25 protein-coding genes and 1 tRNA gene are annotated in these 25,443 nt (G+C 71.4%); 20 read left to right on the top strand and 6 right to left on the bottom strand.

Annotated features, from left to right (window positions below; translation table 11 throughout):
• Positions 1 to 21: 21 nt before the first annotated feature.
• From ACHFIV_RS32660 to ACHFIV_RS32640, 5 genes are all read left to right on the top strand, one after another.
• Positions 22 to 1,278 carry an RNA polymerase sigma factor gene (locus ACHFIV_RS32660; protein ID WP_398976418.1) on the top strand — a complete coding sequence of 419 codons (1,257 nt, stop codon included), beginning with the start codon at positions 22 to 24 and terminating at the stop codon, positions 1,276 to 1,278.
• Between the two features lie 81 nt (positions 1,279 to 1,359).
• On the top strand, positions 1,360 to 1,983 hold the full coding sequence (locus ACHFIV_RS32655) for an HhH-GPD-type base excision DNA repair protein (protein ID WP_398976416.1): 624 nt from the start codon (positions 1,360 to 1,362) through the stop codon (positions 1,981 to 1,983).
• Between the two features lie 133 nt (positions 1,984 to 2,116).
• Positions 2,117 to 3,664, top strand: a complete 1,548-nt coding sequence (locus ACHFIV_RS32650) for a M20/M25/M40 family metallo-hydrolase (RefSeq protein WP_398976414.1) — start codon at positions 2,117 to 2,119, stop codon at positions 3,662 to 3,664.
• A gap of 245 nt (positions 3,665 to 3,909) precedes the next feature.
• Complete coding sequence (locus ACHFIV_RS32645) at positions 3,910 to 4,206, top strand: type II toxin-antitoxin system VapB family antitoxin (protein ID WP_003955420.1); 297 nt, start codon at positions 3,910 to 3,912, stop codon at positions 4,204 to 4,206.
• A 141-nt stretch (positions 4,207 to 4,347) separates the two neighbouring features.
• Positions 4,348 to 4,944, top strand: a complete 597-nt coding sequence (locus tag ACHFIV_RS32640) for a LytR C-terminal domain-containing protein (protein WP_398976622.1) — start codon at positions 4,348 to 4,350, stop codon at positions 4,942 to 4,944.
• Positions 4,945 to 5,020: 76 nt separating this feature from the next.
• Here the strand turns inward: ACHFIV_RS32640 and upp are convergent, their stop codons facing one another.
• The gene (upp, locus tag ACHFIV_RS32635) at positions 5,021 to 5,656 is read right to left on the bottom strand and encodes a uracil phosphoribosyltransferase (RefSeq protein WP_325748007.1); all 636 of its coding nucleotides are present in this window, start codon (positions 5,654 to 5,656) and stop codon (positions 5,021 to 5,023) included.
• 115 nt (positions 5,657 to 5,771) lie between these two features.
• On the opposite strand from upp, the gene ACHFIV_RS32630 reads away from it, so the two are divergent.
• From ACHFIV_RS32630 to ACHFIV_RS32585, 10 genes are all read left to right on the top strand, one after another.
• Positions 5,772 to 6,008: a hypothetical protein gene (locus tag ACHFIV_RS32630; protein ID WP_398976412.1), complete on the top strand. Its 237-nt coding sequence runs from the start codon at positions 5,772 to 5,774 to the stop codon at positions 6,006 to 6,008.
• A 217-nt stretch (positions 6,009 to 6,225) separates the two neighbouring features.
• Positions 6,226 to 6,798 (top strand): tRNA adenosine deaminase-associated protein, encoded by a 573-nt coding sequence (locus tag ACHFIV_RS32625; protein WP_398976620.1) that lies wholly within the window; start codon positions 6,226 to 6,228, stop codon positions 6,796 to 6,798.
• A gap of 81 nt (positions 6,799 to 6,879) precedes the next feature.
• A complete protein-coding gene (gene tadA / locus ACHFIV_RS32620; protein ID WP_398976618.1) occupies positions 6,880 to 7,308 on the top strand; it encodes a tRNA adenosine(34) deaminase TadA in 429 nt (142 codons plus the stop codon).
• A 79-nt stretch (positions 7,309 to 7,387) separates the two neighbouring features.
• Positions 7,388 to 7,472 (top strand) — tRNA-Ser (locus ACHFIV_RS32615).
• A gap of 219 nt (positions 7,473 to 7,691) precedes the next feature.
• On the top strand, positions 7,692 to 8,339 hold the full coding sequence (locus ACHFIV_RS32610; RefSeq protein ID WP_398976410.1) for a TetR/AcrR family transcriptional regulator: 648 nt from the start codon (positions 7,692 to 7,694) through the stop codon (positions 8,337 to 8,339).
• 112 nt (positions 8,340 to 8,451) lie between these two features.
• Positions 8,452 to 10,056: an MDR family MFS transporter gene (locus ACHFIV_RS32605; protein WP_398976616.1), complete on the top strand. Its 1,605-nt coding sequence runs from the start codon at positions 8,452 to 8,454 to the stop codon at positions 10,054 to 10,056.
• Positions 10,057 to 10,441: 385 nt separating this feature from the next.
• Positions 10,442 to 10,606 carry a hypothetical protein gene (locus ACHFIV_RS32600; protein ID WP_014155101.1) on the top strand — a complete coding sequence of 55 codons (165 nt, stop codon included), beginning with the start codon at positions 10,442 to 10,444 and terminating at the stop codon, positions 10,604 to 10,606.
• Between the two features lie 11 nt (positions 10,607 to 10,617).
• Positions 10,618 to 10,911 (top strand): Dabb family protein, encoded by a 294-nt coding sequence (locus ACHFIV_RS32595; protein ID WP_398976408.1) that lies wholly within the window; start codon positions 10,618 to 10,620, stop codon positions 10,909 to 10,911.
• Between the two features lie 186 nt (positions 10,912 to 11,097).
• Complete coding sequence (locus tag ACHFIV_RS32590; protein ID WP_398976406.1) at positions 11,098 to 11,955, top strand: RNA polymerase sigma factor SigF; 858 nt, start codon at positions 11,098 to 11,100, stop codon at positions 11,953 to 11,955.
• 234 nt (positions 11,956 to 12,189) lie between these two features.
• Positions 12,190 to 13,053, top strand: a complete 864-nt coding sequence (locus ACHFIV_RS32585) for an RNA polymerase sigma factor SigF (RefSeq protein ID WP_398976404.1) — start codon at positions 12,190 to 12,192, stop codon at positions 13,051 to 13,053.
• 296 nt (positions 13,054 to 13,349) lie between these two features.
• On the opposite strand, the gene ACHFIV_RS32580 is transcribed toward ACHFIV_RS32585, so the two are convergent.
• Positions 13,350 to 13,565: a hypothetical protein gene (locus ACHFIV_RS32580; protein ID WP_398976402.1), complete on the bottom strand. Its 216-nt coding sequence runs from the start codon at positions 13,563 to 13,565 to the stop codon at positions 13,350 to 13,352.
• 337 nt (positions 13,566 to 13,902) lie between these two features.
• Between ACHFIV_RS32580 and ACHFIV_RS32575 the strand changes: the two genes are divergently transcribed.
• From ACHFIV_RS32575 to ACHFIV_RS32555, 5 genes are all read left to right on the top strand, one after another.
• Positions 13,903 to 14,415 carry a MarR family winged helix-turn-helix transcriptional regulator gene (locus ACHFIV_RS32575; RefSeq protein WP_398976400.1) on the top strand — a complete coding sequence of 171 codons (513 nt, stop codon included), beginning with the start codon at positions 13,903 to 13,905 and terminating at the stop codon, positions 14,413 to 14,415.
• Between the two features lie 101 nt (positions 14,416 to 14,516).
• A complete protein-coding gene (locus ACHFIV_RS32570; protein ID WP_458575940.1) occupies positions 14,517 to 16,922 on the top strand; it encodes an MFS transporter in 2,406 nt (801 codons plus the stop codon).
• A gap of 197 nt (positions 16,923 to 17,119) precedes the next feature.
• Positions 17,120 to 17,935: a YceI family protein gene (locus tag ACHFIV_RS32565; RefSeq protein WP_398976396.1), complete on the top strand. Its 816-nt coding sequence runs from the start codon at positions 17,120 to 17,122 to the stop codon at positions 17,933 to 17,935.
• Between the two features lie 29 nt (positions 17,936 to 17,964).
• Positions 17,965 to 18,435, top strand: a complete 471-nt coding sequence (locus ACHFIV_RS32560; RefSeq protein ID WP_398976394.1) for a PPOX class F420-dependent oxidoreductase — start codon at positions 17,965 to 17,967, stop codon at positions 18,433 to 18,435.
• Between the two features lie 8 nt (positions 18,436 to 18,443).
• A complete protein-coding gene (locus tag ACHFIV_RS32555; protein WP_398976392.1) occupies positions 18,444 to 19,391 on the top strand; it encodes an NAD(P)-dependent oxidoreductase in 948 nt (315 codons plus the stop codon).
• Positions 19,392 to 19,409: 18 nt separating this feature from the next.
• Here the strand turns inward: ACHFIV_RS32555 and ACHFIV_RS32550 are convergent, their stop codons facing one another.
• The 4 genes from ACHFIV_RS32550 to ACHFIV_RS32535 form a co-directional block, all read right to left on the bottom strand.
• Positions 19,410 to 20,183: a TetR/AcrR family transcriptional regulator gene (locus ACHFIV_RS32550; protein ID WP_398976391.1), complete on the bottom strand. Its 774-nt coding sequence runs from the start codon at positions 20,181 to 20,183 to the stop codon at positions 19,410 to 19,412.
• Between the two features lie 79 nt (positions 20,184 to 20,262).
• Entirely contained in the window at positions 20,263 to 21,762 is a 1,500-nt protein-coding gene (locus tag ACHFIV_RS32545; RefSeq protein WP_398976390.1) for an MFS transporter, read from the bottom strand.
• Between the two features lie 187 nt (positions 21,763 to 21,949).
• A complete protein-coding gene (locus ACHFIV_RS32540; protein WP_398976388.1) occupies positions 21,950 to 24,148 on the bottom strand; it encodes an ArnT family glycosyltransferase in 2,199 nt (732 codons plus the stop codon).
• Positions 24,145 to 25,440: a glycosyltransferase gene (locus ACHFIV_RS32535; RefSeq protein ID WP_398976387.1), complete on the bottom strand. Its 1,296-nt coding sequence runs from the start codon at positions 25,438 to 25,440 to the stop codon at positions 24,145 to 24,147. The genes ACHFIV_RS32540 and ACHFIV_RS32535 overlap by 4 nt, the downstream gene beginning before the upstream one ends.
• Between the last annotated feature and the right edge of the window lie 3 nt (positions 25,441 to 25,443).

The raw sequence follows: 25,443 nt of genomic DNA, 5'->3' as shown, positions 1-25,443 counted from the left end.
GCCCCGGGCAGGAGGGACCGTTTGAACCACGGACCGACCGGTATCGAGGACCTGCTGCGCCACCACGCGCCGCAGGTCCTCGGCGCGCTCGTACGCCGCTACGGCCACTTCGACACGGCGGAGGACGCCGTCCAGGAAGCACTGCTCGCCGCGGCCCAGCAGTGGCCGGCCGGCGGGGTGCCCGGCAATCCGCGCGGATGGCTCATCAGGACCGCGTCCCGGCGGCTGACGGACCAGCTGCGCAGCGACTCCGCACGGCAGCGACGGGAGGAGAGGGCGGCCGCCCTCACACCCCGCGACGCCTTCACCGCCCCACCACCGGGGGAGAGCCGGGCGCCCGCCGCCGACGACACGCTCACCCTGCTCTTCCTCTGCTGCCGTCCCGAGCTGTCACCCGCCGCCCAGGTCGCGCTGACCCTGCGTGCCGTCGGCGGGCTGACGACGGCCGAGATCGCCCGCGCCCATCTGGTGCCGGAGGCGACGATGGCGCAGCGCATCAGCCGGGCCAAGCAGAAGGTGCGCGGTGTGCCGTTCCGGCAGCCGGGCCCCGCCGACCGGGACAGCCGGCTCGCCGCGGTGCTCCAGGTGCTCTACCTGATCTTCAACGAGGGGTACACCGCGACGTCCGGCAGCGATCTGCACCGAGCCGACCTGGCCCGGGAGGCGATCCGGCTGACCCGTGCCGTACGCGCGCTGCTGCCCCGGGACGGGCGGGTGACCGGCCTGCTGGCCCTGATGCTGCTCACCGAGGCCCGCAGCCCCGCCCGCAGCGGGCCGCACGGCGAGCTGGTCCCGCTCGACGAGCAGGACCGCGGGCGCTGGGACCCGGCGGCCATCCGCGAGGGCACGGCCCTGGTGGAGGAGGCCCTGACCGAGGGCCCGGCCGGTGCGTACCAGCTACAGGCGGCGATCGCGGCGCTGCACGACGAGGCGCGCCGCGCCGAGGACACCGACTGGCCGCAGATCCTCGCCCTGTACGACCTCCTCGTGCGCCGCGCCCCCGACCCGATGGCGGAGCTGAGCCGGGCGGTGGCACTCGCCATGGTGGAAGGCCCGCGGGCCGGCCTGGCGGCCGTGGCGGCGCTGGAGGACCGGCTGGCCGGCCATCACCGGCTGGACGCCGTACGCGCGCACCTGCTCGACAGGGCCGGCGACCGCGAGGCGGCACGTGCGGCCTACCGGCGGGCGGCGGCCCGCACGCTCAGCGCACCCGAGGCCCGCTATCTGCGGGCGCGTGCGGACCGGCTGGAGCCGCCGCCCGGCGGGAGCGCCGGTTAGGGGCGCCCCGCACGGATCGCCGGGCGGGCGCGGCGCCCCACCGAGTCGCCGAACCCGGACTCTCTCGCGATCATCGGAAGTATGACCAGGAGTGACAGCGGCGAGTCCCGCACCGTCCGGATCGCCCAGGACCCCGACGCGGACGAACTGCTGGGCCGCAGTCCGCTGGCAGCACTCGTCGGCATGCTGCTCGACCAGCAGGTACCGATGGAGTGGGCGTTCACAGGACCGCTCACCCTGGCCCGGCGCATGGGGTCGGACGACCTGGACGCGCGGAAGATCGCCGCCCACGACCCGGACGCCTTCACCGGACTGTTCACCGAGAAACCCGCCCTGCACCGCTATCCGGGCTCCATGGCCAAGCGGGTGCGGCAGCTCTGCCAGTACCTGGTGACCGAGTACGACGGACAGGCGCAGGCGGTCTGGGCGGACGCCGCCACCGGGGCCGAGCTGCTGGAACGGCTCAAGGCACTGCCCGGGTTCGGCACACAGAAGGCCCAGATCTTCCTGGCCCTGCTGGGCAAGCAGTTCGGAGTACGCCCGGCGGGCTGGCGGGAGGCGGCCGGGGAGTACGGCGAGGAGGGCTCGCACCGTTCGGTGGCCGACATCACCGGCCCGGACTCGCTCGCCGAGGTCCGTGCGTTCAAGCAGCAGGCCAAAGCCGCGGCCAGGGCGGCGGCCAGGGCGGCGGGCCGCTCCGGATGAACGCGCACGCCAGCGCCGCGCCACCCGGCGGGGCCCGGTCCGGGGGCCGCGCCCCCGGCCACCGCCTGCCTCACCCGTCACAGCGGCCGGCGGCTCGCCGGCCCGCGGACCCGCTCACCCCGGAAGGACTCCCGTGCACGTGACCCGTCGCAGAGCCGTGGCCGTCGTGGCCGCCACCGCCCTGTCCACACCGCTGGTCCTCGCCGTCTCCTCCGACCACGGACGCGCGGCGCAGGACCCGGCCAGGGACGCCGCCCAGCTCTCGCGGCAGCTGGTCGAGGACTCATCCGCCGCGGGCGCGTACCGGCATCTGAAGCGGTTCCAGGCCATGGCCGACTCCGCGGAAGGCCACCGCGCGGCGGGATCGGCCGGGCACGACGCCTCCGCCGCCTACGTCCACCGGCTGCTCGGTAAGGCCGGTTACCAGGTCGGTTACCAGGCGTTCGACTTCGTCTACACCGAGCCCCTGGCCGAGAAGCTCTCCGTGCGCTCCCCCGGCGCCCGTGACATCCCGGTCAGGGCCATGACGTACACCGCCTCCACCGAGGAGGGAGGAATCACCGCCGCTCTCGTCGCCGTGCCCGTCGACGACACCACCGGCTGCGAGGCGTCCGACTACTCCTCGTCCGGCTTCACGGGCAGGATCGCCCTGATCAAGCGCGGCGGCTGCTCCTTCGCGGAGAAGCAGGCCGCCGCCTCGGTGGCGGGCGCGGCAGGTGCGGTGATCTACAACAGCACCGAGGGGACCCTCTCCGGCACCCTGGGCGGCGTCGGGGCGGGGAAGATCCCCACCGGCGGGATCAGCCGGGACGAGGGGGAGCAGCTCGTCACCGACCTGGCGAAGGGCGACGTCGAGGTCACGCTCGACATCCGGGAGTTCCGGGAGGAGCGCACCACCCGCAACGTGGTCGCCGAGACCCGTGGCGGCGACGACGCGCGGACGGTCATGTTCGGCGCGCACCTCGACTCGGTCACCGACGGCCCCGGCATCAACGACAACGCGTCCGGGTCGGCGGGACTCCTGGAAGTCGCCCTGAAGCTGGCCGGGTCGGACCCGGAGCCCGCCAACACGGTGCGGTTCGCCTGGTGGTCGGCGGAGGAGAACGGCCTGCTGGGCTCGGAGGCGTACGTCGCGAAGCTCTCGGAAGCGCAGCGCGACAACATCGCGGCCTACCTCAACTTCGACATGATCGCCTCACCGAACGGCGCCCAGTTCGTCTTCGACGGCGACGACTCCGACGGTGCAGGCGAGGGACCGGGCCCCGAGGGGTCCGCCCAGCTGGAGCGCGACATCACCGGCTTCCTGGACGGGGAGGGCAAGCCGCACACCGGCACGGACTTCACCGGGCGCTCCGACTACGGTCCGTTCGTCGAGGCCGGCATCCCGTCCGGCGGCACGGACACGGGTGCCGAGGGCGTCAAGACGGCCGGACAGGCCGAGACGTTCGGCGGCACGGCCGGTGTCGCGTACGACCCCTGCTACCACGCTGCCTGCGACGACCTGGACAACCTCGGCACCTCGTTCCTCGACACGAACATCGACGTGATCGCCCACACGGTGGGCACCTACGCCCACGACCTGGGATCGCTGACCCGCCCGGTGCCCGCCGCGTCGGCCACCGGCGAGCCCCGCGGCGGTGGCGGCCTGCGTGAGGGACACGCGCACGGCGTCACCGAGTAGCGCACGCCACCCGGCGCGCTCCGCGGGCGGGCCGGGCCCGTCGGCGGAGGTCACGCCGAGGTGTCACCGGACCGCCACCCCGCGGCTGCCGCCCCCTCACCGCGCGGCTACCGGCACACGCACGAACATGCCTCCCAAACATGACAGACCGTGCGACGCATTCAGGTGATCCGCACGGTTTCGTCCCCCATTCCGGTCCGGTTCCCTGGCTGCGGCCGGAGGCCCTTGCCCGGTAGGCTTTCCGTGTGATCTTCAAGCGCATCGGAAATGGGCGGCCATACCCCGACCACGGCCGGGAAAGCACCCGACAGTGGGCGGATGTCGCGCCACGTCCGGTCCGCCTGGACCAGCTGGTGACCACCAAGGGCCAGCTGGACCTCGAGACCCTGCTGGCCGAGGACTCCACGTTCTACGGCGACCTGTTCGCCCACGTCGTCAAGTGGCAGGGCGACCTCTACCTCGAGGACGGGCTGCACCGCGCCGTGCGCGCCGCTCTCCAGCAGCGTCAGGTACTGCACGCACGCGTGCTCGAACTGGGCTGACCCCGCCACTCCCACCCGTGGCGCATTTCGGGCCTTTCGGGTGCTTTTATGCACGGACGGGTGCCATAGGTTGATCGTTTAGTAGGCATCATCACCAGGTCGCACTACGCTGCGCCCATGAGCATGCTGACCCCTCCCGGCATGGGCGGAAAGTACCGCATCACGGGTAACACGTACCCCCGCATGCGCCGCCCCCGTCATCGCCGCAAGCTGGCCCTCTCGGTCACCGCGGCCGTGGTGGCCCTCGGTCTGGCCGGCTGGGGCACGCTTCAGCTCATCGACGTCTTCACCGGCGGCAACGAGCAGGCCAACGCGGCCGGCCGCCCGAAGGCCTGCCCCTCCCCGAGCGCCACGAAGGCCGCGAAGGCGCTCCCGAAACCGGCCGCCATCAAGGTCAACATCTACAACGCGACGCCTCGCAGCGGGCTGGCCAAGGCCGCCGCGGACGAGCTCAAGAAGCGCGGCTTCATCATCGGCAAGGTGGACAACGCCCCGGCCGCGTACGACAAGAAGGTGCCCGGTCCCGGGGTGCTCCTCGGCGGACCCACAGCGATGAACGGGTCGTTCCCGGTGCTCGGCACACAACTGCCGGGCGCCGCGCAGAAGACCGACGCCCGCAGGACGGCGGACGTCGATCTGATCATCGGTACCACGTTCAAGGCGTTCAGCACCCCCGCGGCGGCGGCGACGGCACTCACGGCCCTGACGAAGCCGGCTCCGGCACCCTCCACCTGCTGAACCTGCCGAGGCGCCCGGGGGAGCGCCCGGCCGCGGTCCGCCCGGAAGGCCGGGCCGGTCCGCGGGTACCGCCGGATCAGCCGGCGGTGCCGTACATCCGGTCACCGGCGTCGCCGAGCCCCGGCACGATGTAGCCGTGCTCGTTGAGCCGCTCGTCGACCGAGGCCGTGACCACCGTGACCGGCGTACCGGCCAGCTCGCGCTCCATCACCTCGACGCCCTCGGGCGCCGCGAGCAGCACGACGGCGGTGACATCGTCCGCGCCGCGCTTGATCAGCTCCCGGATGGCCGCGACGAGCGTGCCTCCCGTGGCCAGCATGGGATCGAGGACGTACACCTGACGGCCGGAGAGGTCCTCGGGCATCCGCGTGGCGTAGGTCTCCGCCTGGAGCGTCTCCTCGTTGCGGATCATCCCCAGGAAGCCGACCTCGGCGGTCGGGAGCAGCCGCACCATGCCGTCCAGCATGCCGAGACCCGCGCGCAGGATCGGGACGACCAGGGGGCGCGGATGCGACAGCTTCACACCGGTCGTGGGCGTCACCGGGGTCTCGATGTCGACCTGTTCGGTCCGCACATCCCTGGTGGCCTCGTACGCGAGGAGGGTGACCAGCTCGTCGGCGAGCCGCCGGAAGGTCGGGGAGTCGGTGCGCTTGTCGCGCAGCGTGGTGAGTTTGTGCGCCACCAGCGGGTGGTCGACGACGTGGATCCGCATGCCGTCAACAGTAACCGGGCCCCGGACGGGCTTCCGGCCGGTGCGCACTGGCATCAAGCACCTGTTCGGGGGGAAGGTGGGGACATACGTACCCAGGCTTGGGGTGGTGTGTCGATTGCCCGACGGGGAGCAGCGGAGTCAGCGGCAGGCTGGACGCGACGCGCGCGACCTGCCCGGCACGCAGGAGAGCGTGCCGGACGCGCAGGAGAGTGACGCGGCGCGCCGGAGGCGGAGAGCGCAGTTCCTCCGTGAGCTCCACGAGGCGAAGCAACTGCGCGACCGCGTCCAACCGCGCCGGGCCCGTGCGGCCCGTATGCGCCAACAGATGCGGATGCGTACGTTCCGCTGGTGAGACCGGCTCCGTGAGCCGCCGGACCACCCCCGGAGGAGTCACGGGGCGGCGCCCGGGTCCACGCACCCGGAACAACTGATGGCCGACGCAACGGCCGAAGAGGTCTCGCATCGCGCTCGTTTCTGCCACGATGCCGATTGGGCGGGGCCCAGAGCAGCCGGATGACCGTCTGCCCTCCCGTCGGACCGATTCACCTATGACCAGTGGGAGAGTCACGGTGTACTTCGCCGCACTGCTCGCGCGCACCGAAGACGGGTGGGAAGCGAGCGACACAGAGCTCGACGATGTGGAAACCCTGTCCGACCTGACGGATCTGGCCCATGAGGCCTCGGTGGACGAGGACACGGTCCTGGTCTACATCGAGCAGGAGGGCGCCTGGTTCGGCGTCGTCCGGGTGGACGGTGAGGAGGACCCCCGTATCTACATCTCGGACGCGTCCGCCGCCGCCCGCTCCTCGTACGGGGAGATCCTGCTCACCGATGAACTGCTCGGCCGCGAACCGGGGGCCGAGGACGAGATCGCCGCACTGGAGGAACTCGTCGACCTCGACGGTACGGAGGATGGCGAACCGGAAGACCCCCCGTCCGATGCCGACAGCGTCGCCGCCGCTGTCGCCGAACCCGACCTGGATGACGACCCCGGCGCCGTACCGGCGGGGCCGCTCGGCGATCTCACGGTCCTCGCCGATCTCGGGGTGTCCGAGAAGGACCTGCTGACCCTGCGTACCGACGCGCTGGCGGAGATCGCGGACGCGCTGGGAGCAGCCGAGGTCCTGGAGGCCGTCCGTTAGGGTCCGCGGGTGAACGCACCACCACCCACTCCCTCCTCACCGCCTCCCCCCGATCCCGTACGGGACCCGTGGCAGGCATCCATGCGCCAAGCCCTGGACGAGGCGGCGCAGGCGGCGTCGGCCGGCGATGTGCCGGTCGGCGCCGTTGTCCTGGGCCCGGACGGCGCCCTGATCGCCGCCGGCCACAACGAGCGCGAGGCGACCCACGACCCGACGGCGCACGCCGAGGTGCTGGCACTGCGCCGCGCCGCCGCCGCTCTCGGCTCCTGGCGCCTGACCGGCTGCACGCTGGTCGTCACCCTGGAGCCCTGCACGATGTGCGCCGGCGCGCTCGTGCAGTCCCGGGTCGCGCGGGTGGTCTACGGCGCTCGGGACGAGAAGGCCGGTGCCGCCGGCTCACTCTGGGACGTCGTACGCGACCGCAGGCTCAACCACCGCCCCGAGGTGGTCCACGGCGTCCTGGAGGACCTCTGCGCGGGCCTGTTGACGGCGTTCTTCAGGGAGCGCTGAGCGCCTCCGGCGCCCGCTGCCGGACCTCGCCGGGAATCGGATTTCGGACCAGGGCCCGGCATGGTCTAAGCTCTCTCTCGGTAGCGTGTCCGAGCGGCCGAAGGAGCTCGCCTCGAAAGCGAGTGTGGGGAGACTCACCGAGGGTTCAAATCCCTCCGCTACCGCAGATGGATGAAGGGACCGACCCATTGGGGCCGGTCCCTTCTCTGCGTTCCGTCCCGGCTCCGGTCCGCGCGACGCGCCCTGACGCCGTCGGCCTCGCGGTCGCGGACCGCCCGGCCGACGCGGAGGCCGCCGACGGCGCCGGTGCCTCCGTGGTCGCAGCTCCTGCCCCCGGGGAAGCCCCATGTATTAATTTTGCAGGTTGTGCATCTTTGCCTACTATGCACGATGTGGCGAAGACGACGACATCCCGGCCCGGGCTGCGGGAGCGCAAGAAGCAGGCCACCCGCAGGGCCATCGCGGAGGCAGCCGTACGGCTCGCCGCCGAGCACGGCGTCGAGAACGTCACCGTCGAAGCCATCAGTGAGGCCGCCGGCGTCTCACCCAGGACGTTCTTCAACTACTTCCCCAGCCACGACGACGCGTTCGTGCTGGTCGACGACGAGGTGGGCGAGCGGATCAGGGAGTCCGTGCGCCGCGCCCCCGCCGACCGGCCGCCGCTCGACGTCGTACGCGACGCCCTCGTCACCGAGCTCGACGGATTCGAGGGCCGGCAGGAATTCTGGGCCCTGCAGTCCAAGGTTCTCCAGAGGTCGCCACACCTGATCCACCGCGGCCTGAAAGCGCACGTGGCGGAGGAACGGGCCCTGTCCGCCGCCATCACCGACTGGCTCGACTCCACCCGGTCCGACGCCGGACCGCCGTCCGACGCCGGCACCTTCCCCAGGCTCCTCGCCGCCGTCACCCAGACCGCCCTGCGGGTCGCCATCGAGTACTGGTGCGACCACCCCGGCGAAGCCGTACTCGCGGACGTCTTCCAGGACGTGTTCGCCCAGCTGGCGCAAGGCCTCCCACGGCCACCGGCCTGAACCGGCACACCGCCGCCGGGGACCGTCCGCGCACCACCGACCCTGTTACGCACCAGCACCGAAGAAGGACACCGTGACCGCAACCGAGGCGCCCGAGCAGGCGCCCGCCCCCATGTCCAACCGTCAGATACTCCAGGCGATGTCCGGCCTGATGGCGGGCATGTTCGTCGCCATCCTCGCGGGAACGGTCGTCGCCAACGCCCTGCCGCGGATCATCGCCGATCTCGGTGCGAGCCAGTCCTCCTACACCTGGGTCGTGACGTCCGAGCTGCTCGCCATGACGGCCACCGTGCCGCTGTGGGGCAAGCTCGCGGACCTGTTCAACCAGAAGCTGCTGCTCCAGCTGTCGCTCGGCCTGTTCGTGGTCGGCTCCCTCGTGGCCGGCTTCTCGCAGGACGTCGTGACGCTGATCATCAGCCGCGTCATCCAGGGCATCGGCGCGGGTGGTCTGACGGCGCTGGCCCAGATCGTGATGGCCGCCATCATCCCGCCGCGCCGCCTCGGCAAGTACGCGGGCATCTTCGGCGCGGTCTTCGCCGTGGGCACGGTCGCCGGTCCGCTGATCGGTGGCGTCCTCGTGGACACCTCGTGGCTCGGCTGGCGCTGGTGCTTCTTCATCGGTGTGCCGTTCGCACTGGCGGGCATCGTGCTGCTGCAGCGCACCCTGAAGCTGCCGACCGTGCGCCGTCAGGTCAGGATCGACTGGCTCGGCGCGTTCCTGATCGTGGCGGGTGTCTGCGCGCTGCTCATCTGGACGTCCCTCGCGGGCAACAACTTCGCGTGGGCGTCCTGGCAGACGGCCGCGCTGGTGACCACCGGCGTGGTGCTGCTGGGGGCGGCCGTCCTCGTCGAGTCCAGGGCCGCGGAACCGATCATCCCGCTGGACATCTTCCGCAACCGCACGGTGTCGCTCACGACCCTGGCGAGCTTCTTCGTCGGTATCGCGATGTTCGCCGGGACCGTGTTCCTGTCCCAGTACTTCCAGATCTCACTGGGTAAGTCCCCGACCGTCGCGGGGCTCATGAGCCTCCCCCTGATCGGTGGTCTGCTGGTCTCCTCCACCGTCGCCGGCCAGATCATCTCCGCGACCGGCAAGTGGAAGATCTACCTCGTCTCGGGCGCCGTCGTCATGACGGCCGGCCTCGGCCTGCTCTCGACCATCGACGCCGGCACGCACTTCGGTCTGCTGAGCCTCTACATGGCGCTCATGGGCATCGGCGTCGGCATGCTGATGCAGAACCTCGTGCTGGCCGCGCAGAACGACGTGCCCGCGCACGAACTGGGCGCCGCGACCTCCGTGCTGTCCTTCTTCCGCAGCCTCGGCGGCACCATCGGCACCAGCGTGCTCGGCGCGATCCTCGCCAACCGGGTGGCCGCCGAGATGACCAAGGGCCTCTCCGAGAGCGGGATCCCGGTGGCCGGCGGCGGTCACGGCAGCGCCGTGCCCGACATGACCAAGCTGCCGGAGCCGATGAAGAACATCGTCGAACACGCTTACGGCGTCGCGACCGGCGACCTGTTCCTCATCGCCACCCCGTTCGCCTTCCTCGGACTTCTCGCGGTGCTCTTCATCAAGGAGAAGCCCTTGAAGACGACGAGCGGCATGGAGCGCCTTGCCGCCGAGGACGCCGCCGGCACCGTCCCGGCCCCCCGCGACGGCACGGACCCCGGTCTCCAGGACGCCGCTCCCGGCACGGTCGGCCTGCGCAAGGAGTGACCGGCGCGGAATGAACGCCACGAAGGGGCCCGGCGGTGCGCCGGGCCCCTTCGGACGTCAGGTCGGGGGAAGCGGCATCGGGGGGACAAGCCGCTTCCCCCGGTGAGAACGGGGACCGTAGGCCCTCGCCGCGGTCGGGGGGAAGTCACGCGGTGGGGACCTCGTGGAGGTCCCGTTCCTCGGCCCGCGCATTCCTGCGTACGCGGCGGGCCCACTCCTCATCCTCCTCCCTGCCGTAAGCCGCGCCCGCCGACAAAGGGCCCGAATCGACGGGTCCTTCGACCCTAAAAGCCTCATCAGTGATCGGAAACGACCGGCGGATACGGCCATCCGTGCGGCTAGAATCACGCGACTGCACAGGTGATCGAAGAGGAGGGGCGGGGCTGTGGTGCAAGCGAGGAAGATCGCGCTCTACATGATTGTGGTCTTCGTGCTGTACACGATCATCACCTCGCCCGAGCGGAGCGCCGACCTCGTCCAAATAGGGTTCGAGGGTGTTTCGAGCGCCGCGCAGGGCGTCGGAGACTTCATGTCCGAACTCGTGAAGTAGGAGACCCCACCATGATCCGCCACCTGGTCCTGTTCAAGCTGAACGACGGCGTCGAGCGGGACGATCCCCGGGTCGTCGCAGGCGTCCGGGCCTTCCGGGAGCTCGGCGGGAAGATTCCCGAGCTGGAGTTCTGGGAGTGCGCCTGGAACATCACGGACCGGCCCGTCGCGTACGACTTCGCCATCAATTCCGCGGTCGCCGACGAGGACGCGCTCAAGCGTTACGTCGAGCACCCCGAGCACCAGGCAGCGGCCGGCCAGTGGCGCGCGTTCGCCACTTGGGTGATCGCCGACTACCCCTTCTGACCCTTTCGGCTATCCGGTCCCGCCGGCCCCTCCCCCACAGGAGAGGGGCTTTTCGGCATGTTTAAACCAAAACGCCCTCAACACGACTCCAAGCGGTGCTTGCACACAGTGGACATGTCTTGTGATGCTATGACCGCTTTTGACGGATGAGTTGACCGTAGTTGACCGCAAAGGGGTGGCGTCACCGTGCCGGCCAGTACAGCGCCTCAAGTCCCGCCCCAGAACGTCCAGACGGACGACATCCAGACCGAGACTCCCGACCCCTCCACGCCCGCCAGGACCAGGGGTGCGGACACCAGGGCGCTGACCCAGGTGCTGTTCGGGCGGCTCAAGGACCTCGAACCGGGCACCGCCGAGCACCACAGGGTGCGCACCGCCCTGATCGAGGCGAACCTGCCGCTCGTGCGGTACGCGGCGGCCCGCTTCCGCAGTCGCAACGAGCCGATGGAGGACGTCGTCCAGGTCGGCACCATCGGCCTGATCAACGCCATCGACCGGTTCGACCCGGAACGCGGTGTCCAGTTCCCCACGTTCGCCATGCCCACGGTGGTCGGTGAGATCAAGCGCTACTTCCGCGACAACGTGCGGACCGTGCACGTGCCGCGCCGGCTGCACGAACTCTGGGTCCAGGTCACGGGCGCCACGGAGGACCTGACGACCGCTCACGGCCGCTCGCCGACCACCGCCGAGATCGCCGAGCGCCTGAAGATCTCCGAGGACGAGGTGCTCGCGTGCATCGAGGCGGGCCGCTCGTACCACGCGACCTCGCTGGAGGCGGCCCAGGAGGGCGACGGCCTGCCCGGACTCCTGGACCGGCTCGGCTACGAGGACCCCGCGCTGGCCGGGGTCGAACACCGCGACCTGGTGCGGCACCTGCTCGTGCAGCTGCCGGAGCGCGAGCAGCGGATCCTGCTGCTGCGCTACTACAACAACCTGACGCAGTCACAGATCAGCGCCGAACTGGGCGTCTCCCAGATGCATGTGTCAAGGCTTCTCGCCCGAAGTTTCGCCCGACTGAGATCCGCAAACAGGATCGAAGCGTAACCGGAACGGGTAGACCCCGAGTGGGCCGGTTACGGGGGCGTAAATGCCGCACACCCCCTGTTTCCTGCGCAGTTTCGGCGCTGACTTGTCGACATGTCACTACAGCGTGTTGCCGACATGTGACATTCTGCTCGAACCGCGTTTGCCGCAGCCCCACCTCCGGTATTCAGGTGGAGGCTGCGTTCCTCCGATGGTCGTGGCCACCGCGACCGTCCGCGACCTCAAGGGGGTGGCATGTCCGCAGAACAGGGCAGCTCGAAGGTGCTCACGCTCACGAAGAGCGTGCCGGCACCCGCCGTGCTCACCAGCTCGCCGGAAGCCATCGACACCCGCACCCTGTCCCGCTCCCTGTTCCTGCGGCTCGCCGCGCTGGGCCCCTCGGGCCCCGACGGAACGGACAGCCCTGAGCGGGCCTATGTGCGGGACACACTCATCGAGCTGAACCTCCCGCTGGTGCGGTACGCAGCGGCACGGTTCCGGAGCCGCAACGAACCCATGGAGGACATCGTCCAGGTCGGGACGATCGGCCTGATCAAGGCGATCGACCGCTTCGACTGCGAACGGGGCGTGGAGTTCCCGACGTTCGCGATGCCGACCGTCGTGGGGGAGATCAAGCGTTTCTTCCGCGACACGTCGTGGTCGGTGCGGGTGCCACGCCGGCTCCAGGAGTTGCGGCTCGCCCTCACCAAGACGAGTGACGAGCTCGCCCAGAAGCTCGACCGCTCGCCGACGGTGCCGGAGCTGGCCAAGGCGCTCGGGGTGTCCGAGGAGGACGTGGTCGACGGCCTGGCCGTGGGCAACGCCTACACGGCCTCCTCCCTGGACTCGCCGTCCCCCGAGGACGACGGCGGCGAGGGCTCGCTGGCGGACCGCCTGGGGTACGAGGACGCGGCACTGGAGGGCGTCGAGTACCGCGAGTCCCTGAAGCCGCTCCTCGCCAAGCTCGCCCCGCGCGAGCGGCAGATCATCATGCTTCGCTTCTTCGCCAACATGACCCAGTCGCAGATCGGCGAGGAGGTCGGCATCTCGCAGATGCACGTCTCCCGGTTGCTGACCCGCACTCTCACCCAGCTGAGGGAGGGGCTCATCTCCGACTGACCCCGGAGGGTCGGCAGGTAGCGGCTCACGAGGCCGCCGGGGCAGCGGGATCGCCGCCCCGGCGGCCTCGCCGTGTCCGGCTCCCCCCGCCGCGACGTAATCCCCCCCCGTTCGCGGAGGCCCGTCGTCGCCGGGGGCCCGCCCGTGCGGCGCCTCCCGCGGACGCGGACGCTCCCGCGCCGACGTGCGGTGCGGGAGCGGTGCGGAAGTACGGCGTACGCGCTCACGCGGACGCCTGACGGAGCCCGCCCCCTCGGGAGAGGACGGCGGGCCGGCCGTGACGGGGGGGTGCGGTCTCAGCCGAGGGCGAGCCAGGCGACCGCGCCGAGGACGACGATGACCGCGACGACGGCCACGATCACCCCGGTCCTCGGACCGGACGAGGTCGCGGCGGGCTGCTGCCTGCGCTGCGGCTCGCCCTCGTCGACAAACGCGCGGAACATCTGCGTGCTGCCCGCCGGGTCGTGAGTGCCCTCGGGGCCCGGCTGCGGGGCGTGGGGGTTGTGTGCCATGGGCCAGGACACTAGCGAACCCGCGCCTTCCGCCCAACCCCCGGGTCGGCGGGGGCCGGTGCCCTTCCTCCGCGCGCACGGTCCCTTCACCTGTCCGCCGGCGCACCCCGCACCGCATCCCTCACCACCCGCCGGGACGCGCGGCCCGTCCCGGCATGTGACGGGGAACACATCCGGCGGGGCCGACACCGCGTGCGCTGCGGGCTTGACCCGGCCCCTACGCAGGCTTTTGCGTTCCTTTACTTCTGCAAGCCCCATTTCGTTTGCCTGCGGCAACCAACTGCTTCTATCGTTGCCCTAAGCAACAAGATGACCTCGCGAGACCTCTGGAGGGCCGGTGGCAGCACGGAGCCAGTACGAAGAACTGGCCCGGCAGCTCAGCGCCGTCGGAGCCGTCAAGCGGGGCCTGGTCCGCGTCATGCCCGCCGAGTGCTCCGGCGGCTCGGCCGCCGTGCTGACGCTGCTGGCCCAGTACGGCGAGATGCGGATCACCCGGCTCGCCGAACTCCTCGCCGTGAACATGTCGGTGACCAGCCGCCATGTGACGCACGCGGTGGAGAACGGCTGGATCGAACGGTCTCCGGACCCCGCGGACAAGCGGTCCCGCATCCTGCGGCTGACCCCCGCGGGCGACGAACTGCTCGACGAGCTGGCCCGGCGGACCACCGAGATGTTCGCCCACAACCTCATCGACTGGTCCGACGAAGAAGTCGGTCAGCTCAACACGTTGTTGTCCCGGCTGCGCGACAGCTTCTCCTGCCGCGGTTCCGGTGGGTGCGCCCCCGGAAAGCACAGCGGCGACTGCCGCGCCGGGCGCTCCGACGATGTACAGACCCGTACACCCGTGTAACAGAAGCAAAGACAAGGAATTAAATGGCTACGACCACACCATCCGGTGTGCGGGGCGGCCACGCCAAGCACGGGGCTGTCGAAGCCCCCTCGGGCGCGCCGATGACACACCGGCAGATCATGGAGGCGCTGACCGGGCTGCTGCTCGGCATGTTCGTCGCGATCCTGTCGTCGACGGTCGTCTCCAACGCCCTGCCCGAGATCATCTCCGACCTCGGTGGCGGCCAGAGCGCCTACACCTGGGTCGTGACGGCCACGCTGCTGGCCATGACCGCGACCACCCCGCTGTGGGGCAAGCTCGCGGACCTGTTCAGCAAGAAGCTGCTGGTCCAGATCGCGCTGATCATCTACGTGGCCGGCTCCATAGTCGCCGGCCTGTCGACGAGCAGCGGCATGCTGATCGCCTGCCGTGTGGTGCAGGGCGTCGGCGTCGGCGGTCTCTCCGCCCTCGCACAGATCGTGATGGCCGCGATGATCTCCCCGCGCGAGCGCGGGCGCTACAGCGGCTACCTCGGCGCTGTCTTCGCCGTCGCCACCGTGGGCGGCCCGCTCCTCGGCGGTGTCATCACCGACACCAGCTGGCTGGGCTGGCGCTGGTGCTTCTACGTGGGTGTGCCGTTCGCGATCATCGCCCTGATCGTGCTCCAGAAGACCCTGAAGCTCCCCGTGACCAGGCGCGAGGGCGTCAAGGTCGACTGGGCAGGCGCGTTCTTCATCAGCGCCGCGGTATCGCTGCTGCTGCTCTGGGTGACCTTCGCGGGTGACAAGTACGACTGGATCTCCTGGCAGACCTGGACGATGCTCGGCGGCACCGTCGTCCTCATCGCACTGTTCCTGTTCATCGAGACCAAGGCCCGCGAGCCGATCATCCCGCTGCGCCTCTTCCGTAACCGCACCATCACGCTGGCCTCCGCGGCCTCGCTGTTCGTCGGTATCGGGATGTTCGCGGGCACCGTCTTCTTCAGCCAGTACTTCCAGCTGGCGCGGGACAAGTCGCCGACGATGTCCGGCGTCATGACGATCCCGATGATCGCCGGTCTGTTCCTGTCCTCGACCGTGTCGGGGCAGATCATCACCAAGACGGGCCGCTGGAAGGCCTGGCTGGTCACGGGTGGCTTCCTGCTCACTGCGGGCCTCGGCCTGCTGGGCACCATCCGGTACGACACCGAGTACTGGCAGATCGCCGTCTTCATGCTCGTCATGGGTCTCGGCATCGGCATGATGATGCAGAACCTGGTGCTCGCCACGCAGAACCAGGTGGCTCCCGCCGACCTGGGCGCGGCCAGCTCCGTCGTGACGTTCTTCCGTTCCCTCGGTGGTGCGATCGGCGTCTCGGCGCTGGGTGCCGTCCTGGGCAACCGTGTCACCACCTACGTCAAGGACGGCCTCGCCGACCTCGGCCCCGAGGGTGCGGCACTGGGCCACGGCGGAACCGGCGGCGGGGGCATCCCCGACCTGGACGCGCTGCCCGCGCCGCTCCGCACGGTCATGGAGGTCGCCTACGGCCACGGTGTCGCCGACGTCTTCCTGTACGCCGCGCCGGCCGCGCTGGTCGCGTTCGTCCTCACGCTCTTCATCAAGGAGGTCGCCCTGAAGACGAGGGCAGGCGACGACAGCACCCCGGCCGGGGATGCCGCCGCGACACAGTCAGCCGGTATCGCTCCGGTCACCGAGGAAACGGCCGGGGCCACCTCGCCCGCCGCCCCGGAGGAGACGGCTGCCACGAAGCAGCTGACCGTGCAGGGCACCCCGGTACGCGGTGTCGTGCGGGGCGCCGAGGGCGCACCCGTCGCCCGCGCCGCCGTGACGCTGATCTCGCTGGGCGGCCGGCAGCTGGGGCGCTCCGTCGCCCAGGCCGACGGCGGCTACGTGCTGGACGCGCCGGGCTCCGGCAGCTACGTCCTGATCGCGTCCGCCGACGGCTTCCAGCCGCAGGCGTCCACCGTGGTCGTCGGCGACGAGCCGCTGGCCTACGACATCCTGCTGGCCGGTACGAGCGGTCTCTCCGGGACCGTGCGGGCGGCCGAGGGCAGCACCCCGGTCCAGGGCGCCATGGTCGTCGTGACCGACGTGCGCGGCGACGTACTGGCCACGGGCGTCTCGGGCGACGCGGGTGAGTTCACCTTCGGGGAGCTCATCCCCGGCTCGGTGACCGTCGCCGTCACGGCCGCGGGCTTCCGTCCGCTGGCCCTGCCGGTGGAGGTCGGCGGCCAGGGCGTCACCCGGGTCGACGTGACCCTGCGGTCCGGCGCGCTGGTGCGGGGAGTCGTCAGGGCGGGCGCCGGCCGGGCACCGCTGAACGACGCCCGGGTCACACTGATCGACGCGGCCGGCAACGTCGTCGCCTCCTCGACGACCGGGGAGGACGGCGTGTACGCCTTCACCGACCTGGACGCCGGTGAGTACTCCGTGATCGCGACCGGCTACCCGCCGGTGGCCGGCTCACTGACCGTGAGCGGCAGCGGGGTCGACGGTCACGACATCGAGCTCGCCCACCCGGGCGAGTAGGAACCGGTCGGTCCGGAACCGACGGATCCGCAAAGACCCCTGGCGGAACAGCGCTTCGAGCGGAGAGGCTGTGGCCGCCGGCGGAAATGGGCCCCGTGGCGGGAACGGCAGGCAGGGGACGGCCTGCCGTTCCCGCCCGGGGCCCGACTCATTGAGTCGCTGCTTCACGAGTGATTTGAGCAAGGAGAGAACACGGGATGGGACTTCGCGCACAGGTACGCACGCGGGACGGCTGGGCCGTCCAGCACGCCGTCGTGACGGTGACCGACACGACGGGCACCCAGGTGCTCCGGGCCGCCGCCGACGAGAACGGGGCCGTCCGCACCGAGGACCGCCTGCCGGCCGGGGCGTACACGGTGATCGTCACGGCGGTGGGCTACGCCCCCTCCGCGTCCACCGCCCTGGTCACGGCCAGTGGCCGCGCCGAGGCCGGGACCGTGGTGCTGGCACGGCAGGGCGGGGTGGAGCTGCCGCCTCCGGGCACCTGGTCGCTCGACCCGGTGCACTCCTCGGTGGCAGCGGTCGCACAGCACCTGGGGATCTCCAGCGTGCACGGCCGGTTCACCGAGTTCGGCGGCCGTATCGAGATCGCCGAGAACGTCCAGCACTCCCGGGTGGAGGCCTTCATCGCCTCCTCCAGCATCGACACGGGCAACGCGATGCGGGACAAGCACCTGCGCTCGGCCGACTTCCTGGACGTGGAGACGTACCCCGAGCTCACCTACCGCTCGCGCGCGCTGACCCCCGCCGGACCCGACCGGTGGACGGTGCACGGCGTGCTCACGATGCACGGCATCGCGCGCGACGTCGACCTCGACCTCAGCTACCTGGGCACCGGTCCCGATCCCTGGGGCGGGGTGCGGGCGGCCTTCCACGCCACGGCGGAGCTGCGCCGGGACGACTTCGCCATGAACTACAACCAGGTGCTGCAGGCGGGCATCTCCGCGATCGGCACGACCCTGCGGGTGGAGCTGGACATCCAGGCGGTCCAGGGCGATTCCGTCCAGGCCTAGGGCCACCGTCAGGGCCTAGGGTTGGTTCCATGGCACCCGACATCGCGACCAACACCACCGTGGAGCTCCGGGAACTCCTGGACTTCGTGCGGCCGAGGCACCGGGCGATCCTGCTGACCACCCGGTCCGACGGCCGCCCCCAGGGCTCTCCGCTCACCTGCGGCGTCGACGACGCGGGCCGGATCGTCGTCTCGACCTACCCCGAACGCGCCAAGACCCGCAACGCCAGGCGGGACGAGCGGGTGAGCGTGATCGTCCTGTCCGACGACTGGAACGGTCCGTGGGTCCAGATCGACGGCTCGGCCGAGGTGATCGACTCGCCGGACTCGGTCGAGCCCCTCGTCGAGTACTTCCGCAACATCTCCGGTGAGCACCCGGACTGGGACGAGTACCGGACGGCGATGCTCAAGCAGGGCAAGTCCCTCATCCGGATCACCCCGGAGCGCTGGGGCCCGGTCGCCACCGGCGGCTTCCCCGCCCACCTGGCCGGCGGCGGGTGAGCGTACCGATGATGCCGCCCCACCCGGACCGGCTCGCGCGGGCCCGCCTGCTGACCTCCCCGTCCCTGGGGCCGGCCGTCCTCCGTGAGCTGGAACGGATCGCCGGGCGTCCGGCGGGATCCGCCTACGCCGAGGAGCCCGACGGGCCCTTCCTGTACGTGGGGGACGTGCTGCCCGAGGCGCTGCGAACACCGCGGCTGCTGTGGTTCCACAGCGTCAACGCGGGTACGGACGCGCTGCTCGCCGCCGGACCCTGGCCCGAAGAGACCCTGCTCACCCGGACCGTGGGGCGGATGGGCGAGAGGATCGCCCAGTACACGCTGGCCTGGGTACTCGCCGAGTGCCAGTCCGTCCCGGAACACACCGCGCAGCACTCCAGGTCCGAATGGCGCCGCCTACCGTCCGAGCTCGCCGCCGGGCAGACCGCCGTCGTCCACGGCACCGGGCGCGTCGGCTCCGCGGTCGCCGGCCTGCTGCGGGCCTGCTCGGTGCGCACGGTGGGTGTCGGGCGCACCCCCCGCGCCGTACCGCCGGGCTTCGACCGGGTGGTCCTGGCCGGCTCGGCGGAGGAGACGGCGGCGCTGGCGGAAGCCCGGTGGGTGGTGTCCGCCCTGCCCCTGACCGACGCCACCGAGCGCTACTTCGACGGCTCCAGATTCGGCGCGATGCGGGGCGCCACCTTCGTCAACGTGGGCCGCGGCGCGACCGTCGACATGGCGGCGCTGGAGTCCGCGCTGCGCGGCGGGACGGTGCGCCGGGCCGTCCTGGACGTGCTCCCCGACGAACCCGCCGGCCCCGCCGACCACGCCTGGCGGCTTCCGCGCACGGTGATCACGTCGCACTCCGCCGGCATCACGGCCGACGAGGACGTCACAGCCGACTTCGAGGCCTGCTGGGATGCGGTCACCGGGGGGCGTACGCCCGCGCTGGCCGTGGACACCCGGCGCGGCTACTGAGGGGCCCGGCACACCCCGCTACGGCTGGTGCGCCGCACGGTCGCACATCGCCTCGATGCCCGCGATCAGGAGGTCCAGCGCGAACACGAAGTCGCGCTCGCGCATCTCCTCCACGGTGTCCCCTCCTCGGGCTTCCATGAGGCTCTCCGAGGGCTCCATGACCCGCTTGAGCTCGGGGTGCGCGCGGATCGTGCCCATCGCCCGCCGGAAGTACTCGTCCTGGGTCAGCCCCGCCTCCACGGTGCGCTGCACGAAGTGCCCCTCGATGCTGCCGAACCCGTAGACGAACTGGAAGACGGCCGACATCGCCCCCGTCCGGTTCTCCAGGGGCAGTCCGGTGGCCCGGATGACGTCCTGGACCGCGTAGGAGAACAGCATCGAATGCGGTCCGATGTTCAGGAAGCTGCCGATCAGCGTTGACACCCAGGGATGGCGGACCAGCATCTCCCGGTACCTCACGGCCAGTTCGCGCAGCCGGTCGCGCCAGTCGGCGTCCTCGGGGGCCGCCGGGATCTCGCCGAAGACGGTGTCCAGGGCGAGCTCCAGCAGGTCGTCCTTGGTGTCGACGTACCAGTAGAGGGACATGGCCGTGACATCCAGCTCGGCGGCGAGGCGGCGCATGGAGAACTTCGCGAGCCCGTCGGCGTCCAGCAGCCGGACGCTCGCCGCGGTGATCCTGTCGCGGTCGAGCCCGGCAGGCTGGTCCGTCCTGCGGGTGCGCGAGGGTGTCCGCCGGTCCAGCCACACACTGACCCGGGACGGGTTCTTCACATGGTCTGCCGCGGACCCCATGGCGCACGCTCCTTGTCTTGCGGTGGCACTCCTGCGTACCGGCACCCTCGTCCGATGCTATGCCCGTCACCTGCGGCTCTCAGTCCGCTTCCGCGCGCTCCGCCCTCCGCAGCAGCGCCGCGGCCAGCAGCCCGCCGGCCAGGACCGCCGCGGCGCCGACGAGTTGGCTGGTCTCCAGGCCCGAGGCGAAGGCGTCCGTGATGTGCTCACGCTCCGCCGCCCCGTCCGCGGCGGCGAGCGCGGCGGGGAGGGAGGCGGCCCCGACGACACCCGGTACGAGCGCGGTGAACCGGGAGTTGAGCACGGCCCCGAGCACGGCCACCCCGAGTCCGTTGCCGAACTCGGCGAGGGTGCCGTTCACTCCGGCGCCCACGCCCGCCTTCTCCGGCGGGATGGCGCTCATGATCGCGTTGGCCATCGCGGGCATGGCGAGCGCGACGCCCGCCCCCATGACGACCAGGCCGAGCAGCATGCCGCCGTAGTCCCGCCCGCCCAGCAGGGCGACGGCCCCGAGCCCGGCGGCCAGCAGGCACATCCCGGTGGCGATGACGGCGGGTGTACCCGCCTTCCCCACGAGCCGGGCACCGAGCCCCGTGAGGTTGAGGGCGACGACGGTGAGGGCGAGGGGTGCCGTGCGCAGCCCGGCTTCGAGCGGCTCGTAGCCCAGGACGAACTGCAGGTGCTGGGTGAGCAGGAAGAGCGAGCCCGTCATGCCGAAGGCGACCAGGATCACGCCGGCCACGGCGCCGGTGAACCTCTGGTCACGGAAGAAGCTCATGTCCAGCATCGGATACGGGACGTGCAGCTCCCACAGGACGAACCCCGTGAGCACGGCCACCCCCGCGGAGCCGGTCAGCATGACCTGCCCGGAGGTCCAGCCGTGCTCCGGTCCGGAGATGATCGCGTACACGACGGCCACCATGCCGACGGTGGAGAGCAGCGCCCCGGCCAGGTCGGGACGGTCACCTCGGGGAGACCTGGACTCCGGGACGAGCCTGACGACCGCGACCAGCCCGAGGATCGCCACGGGGATGTTGATCAGGAAGATCGCCCCCCACCAGAAGTGGTCGAGCATCGCTCCTCCGAGCAGCGGGCCGGCCGCGAAGCCCAGGGAGTTGACGGTGGACCAGATCCCGATGGCCTTGACGCGCTCGGCGTCGTCGAAGATCTGCACCACCACCGCGAGGGTGGTCGTCATCAGCAGCGCACCCCCGACGCCCATCCCCGCCCGGGCGGCGATCAACTGCCCGGAGGACTGTGCGAGCCCCGCGGCCAGTGAACCGACACCGAACAGCGCGAGGCCCGCGACCAGCATCTTCCTGCGGCCGTAGCGGTCGGCGGCACTGCCCGCGGTGAGCACCAGTCCGGCCTGGACGAGCGCGTAGGCGTTGATCATCCACTGCACATCGGCGGTGGAGGCGTGGAGGTCCTCGGTCAGCGAGGGGATCGCGACGTTCAAAACGGTGTTGTCGAGCAGCACGGTGAGCTGGGCGAGGCAGATGACTCCGAGGATCAGCCAGCGCCGCGCATGGCCGCTCCGGGGCGCGAGGCCGTTCTGCTCGGCGGCGGTCGCCGTCATGCGGACTCCTGTTCCGGTGCACTTGTACGGTGTATGGGAGGTGCTCCCATACACCGTACAAGCAAACCCTGTACGCCGTACAACGCCAGCTCGACCGGTGGCGTCCCGGGTGCGCGAGGGCGGTGACCCCGGAGCAGGTCTCCGGAGCCACCGCCCTTCCTCTTCCTCGGGGGAGCGGCCCGGGGGGCTAGCCCTTCGGCTGGGTGAGGTCGTAGAAGGTCGCGCTCCCCGCTGTGACCTCCTCGAAGTTCTCCTCCACCCAGGTGGAGATCTGGGAGGAGGCGCCTTCACCGCCCATGCCGCCGCCCATGCCGCCCGAGATGAAGTAGTGGATCTCTCCGTCCTCCACGTACTGCTGGAACCGGGCGAGTGTCGGGGACGGGTCGCTGCCGTTGAATCCGCCGATCGCCATCACCGGGTCGCCGGTGGCGAGTTGGTAGCTCGCGGCGTTCTGCGAACCGATGGCCGCGGCTGCCCATGTGTAGGCGTCGGCGTTCTGTGTCAGGAGCGTCCTGGCCTCGGAGTCCACGGAGGCGCCGTTGAGCAGGCCCCCTATGCCGCCACCGCCCATGCCGCCTTCCCCTGTACCGCCGCCGGGCATACCGCCCTGCCTGCCGCCGGGAGCCTGTCCCTGCCCCTGTCGGCCATGTGTGCCCTGGTTCTGTGTGCCCTGGCCCGGTGTGCCGCCGCCCGGGAAGCCGCCACCCGGCGCGTTGCCCTGCTGGTTGCCCGGCGCCCGGCCGCCCTGCTGCGTGCCCTGGCCCGGGGGCTGCGTGCCGCCGCCGGGTCCGCCGCCCGGCCCGCCGCCGGGGCCGCCCGTGCTCGCGCCCGACGGACCCGCTGTGACGATCGAACCCTGGTGCCCGGTGCCGAGCGTGCTGATCGTGTACGCCGTCGGCCCGGCCAGCGACGCCGCCATGCCCAGACCCGCCACGCCCAGCACGAGCGCCCGGCCCAGCCGTGCCGCGAGCAGCAGCCCCAAGGCGCCCACGAGGCCACCGGTCAGGACGGCCCAGCGCAGCCACGGGACGTAGTCCGGCGTGCGCCCCAGCAGGACGTACGCCCAGACGGCCGTCGCCGCGACGGCCGCGCCGAGCGCGGCGCCCGCCCACCACTTGCTCCGTTCCTCCCAGAGGACCGTGGCGCCCATGCCCACCAGCGCCGCGATGCAGGGCGCCAGGGCCACCGTGTAGTACTGGTGGAAGATGCCGGCCATGAAGCTGAAGACGAAGGCCGTCATCAGCAGCGAACCGCCCCAGGCGAGGAACGCCGCACAGGCCGTGTCGGTCCGCTTCGCCCTCCAGGTCAGCCAGACACCCGCGACCAGCAGGATCAGCGCGGCGGGCAGCAGCCATGAGATCTGGCCGCCGATCTCGGAGTTGAACATCCGGCCGATGCCGGTCTCGCCCCATCCGCCGCCCTGGCCGCCGCCACCGCCGCCGCCCACGCTGCCGGTCTCCTCACCGTTGATCCGGCCGAGTCCGTTGTAGCCGAAGGTGAGTTCCAGGAAGGAGTTGTTCTGCGAGCCCCCGATGTACGGGCGCGAGGAGGCGGGCCACAGCTCGACGACCGCCACCCACCAGCCCCCGGAGACGAGCACCGCCAGCGCCGCCAGACCGAGCTGACCGAACCGCTTCCGCACGGACACCGGCGCGAGCGCCGCGTAGAGCACGGCCAGGGGCGGCAGGATCAGGAAGGCCTGCAGGGTCTTCGACAGGAACGCCAGACCCACCGCTACACCCGCCCAGACCAGCCACTTCGTCCGGCCGCCCTCCAGGGCGCGCAGCACGCAGCAGACGGTGACGGTCATCAGGAGCGCGAGCAGCGCGTCCGGGTTGTTGAAGCGGAACATCAGCGCGGCGACCGGGGTCAGCGCGAAGACCGCCATCGTGATCAGCCCGGCGGCGGCGCTGAAACGGCGGCGCACGGCTCCGTGGAGGACACCGGCCGTCGCGACACCCATCAGCACCTGGGGCGCGAGGATCGCCCAGGAGCTCAGGCCGAAGATCCGCACCGACAGGGCCATCGGCCAGAGGGCGGCGGGGGGCTTGTCGACGGTGATGGCGTTCGCGGAGTCCAGCGAGCCGAAGAAGAAGGCCTTCCAGCTCTGGCTGCCGGCCTGCGCGGCTGCGGAGTAGAAGGAGTTGGCGTAACCGGAGGCACTGAGATTCCACAGGTACGCGAGTCCGATGACCAGCAGCATGCCCAGGAAGGCGGGCCTCGCCCAGCGCGGGTCCTCGGGCCTGCCCCTGAGGACGCGCCGCGACAACCGCTCCCGCCTGCCCTCGGCGCGCGCGGTCGCCCCCGGAGTGCCGGGCGGCTCCTGGGGCGCCCCTGGGTTGCCGGGCGGTTCCTGGAGGTGGCCGGAACGGGTGGCGGCGGTCATCGGGCGTCCCTCAGTTCGTGTGCGGCACCCTCGCGGGCGTCCTGGTGGTCGGCGCGCCGGTCGGGGAAGACCCAGGCGCGGAAGAGCAGGAACCGCAGCACCGTCGCCGCGAGGTTGGCCGCGATCAGCACGGCGAGTTCCGTACCGTGCGACGCCGATCCCGACGCCGCGCCCAGGGCGGCGAGCGAACCGCTGGTGAGGGCGAGCCCGATGGCGAGGACGACGAGTCCCTGCGCCTGGTGGCGGACGGCACCGCCCCGGCCGCGCACACCGAAGGTGAAGCGCCGGTTCGCCGCCGTGTTGGCGACGGCGGACACCAGGAGAGCCGCCGCGTTGGCGAGCTGGGCGTCGGCGCCCAGCCGGAGGAGCGAGTACAGGGCGAGGTGGACGAGGGTGGAGAGTGCCCCCACGACGCAGAAGCCGACCAGCTGTCCGGCGAGCCCGCGCGGCACCCCGGGCACGGAACGGTCGCGCGGGTCGTCCCCGAAGGGCCGGGACAGCCGGTCCAGCGGCAGCGCTCCGGTGGCCAGGGCCCGGCCCACCCGCCAGACGCCCTTCAGGTCCTCGGTCGCGGTACTCACGATGTGGACGGTGGAATCCGGGTCGTCGACCCAGTCGACCGGGACCTCGTGGATGCGCAGCCCGGCCCGCTCGGCGAGCACCAGCATCTCCGTGTCGAAGAACCATCCGGTGTCCTCGACCATCGGCAGCAGCCGCTGCGCGACCTCACGCCGTATGGCCTTGAAGCCGCACTGGGCGTCGCTGAACCCGGCGGCCAGGGACGAGCGCAGGATGAGGTTGTAGGCCCGGGAGATGAACTCCCGCTTCCGGCCCCGCACCACCCGCGAACTGCGTGCCAGCCGCGATCCGACGGCCAGGTCGGAGTGCCCGGAGATCAGCGGGGCGACCAGGGGCAGGAGTGCGTTCAGGTCGGTCGAGAGATCGACGTCCATGTAGGCGAGGACAGGGGAGTCCGAACAGGACCAGACGGTGCGCAGCGCCCTCCCCCGGCCCTTCTCCTCCAGCCGGTAGGAGCGGACCTCGGGAACGAGGTCCGCGAGCCGGGCCGCCACCTGGGCCGTACGGTCGGTGCTGGCGTTGTCCGCCACGGTGATCCGGAAGCCGTAGGGGAACGTCCGCGCCAGATGGTCGCGCAGGCGCAGCACGCACGTTTCGAGGTCCTTCTCCTCGTTGTACACGGGGATCACTACGTCGAGTACGGGGACGCCGACCGCGTCGGCCAGGAGATGGTCCCGGGCCGGCAGGGTGCCCCGAGGAGTGTCGGTTCGCATGGG

The organism is Streptomyces sp. ALB3, assembly GCF_044385685.1.
In the GTDB taxonomy this organism is placed as follows: Bacteria; Actinomycetota; Actinomycetes; order Streptomycetales; family Streptomycetaceae; genus Streptomyces.
The sequence above is the reverse complement of the archived record's forward strand: the minus strand, read 5'-3'. Positions and strand labels throughout refer to the sequence as shown.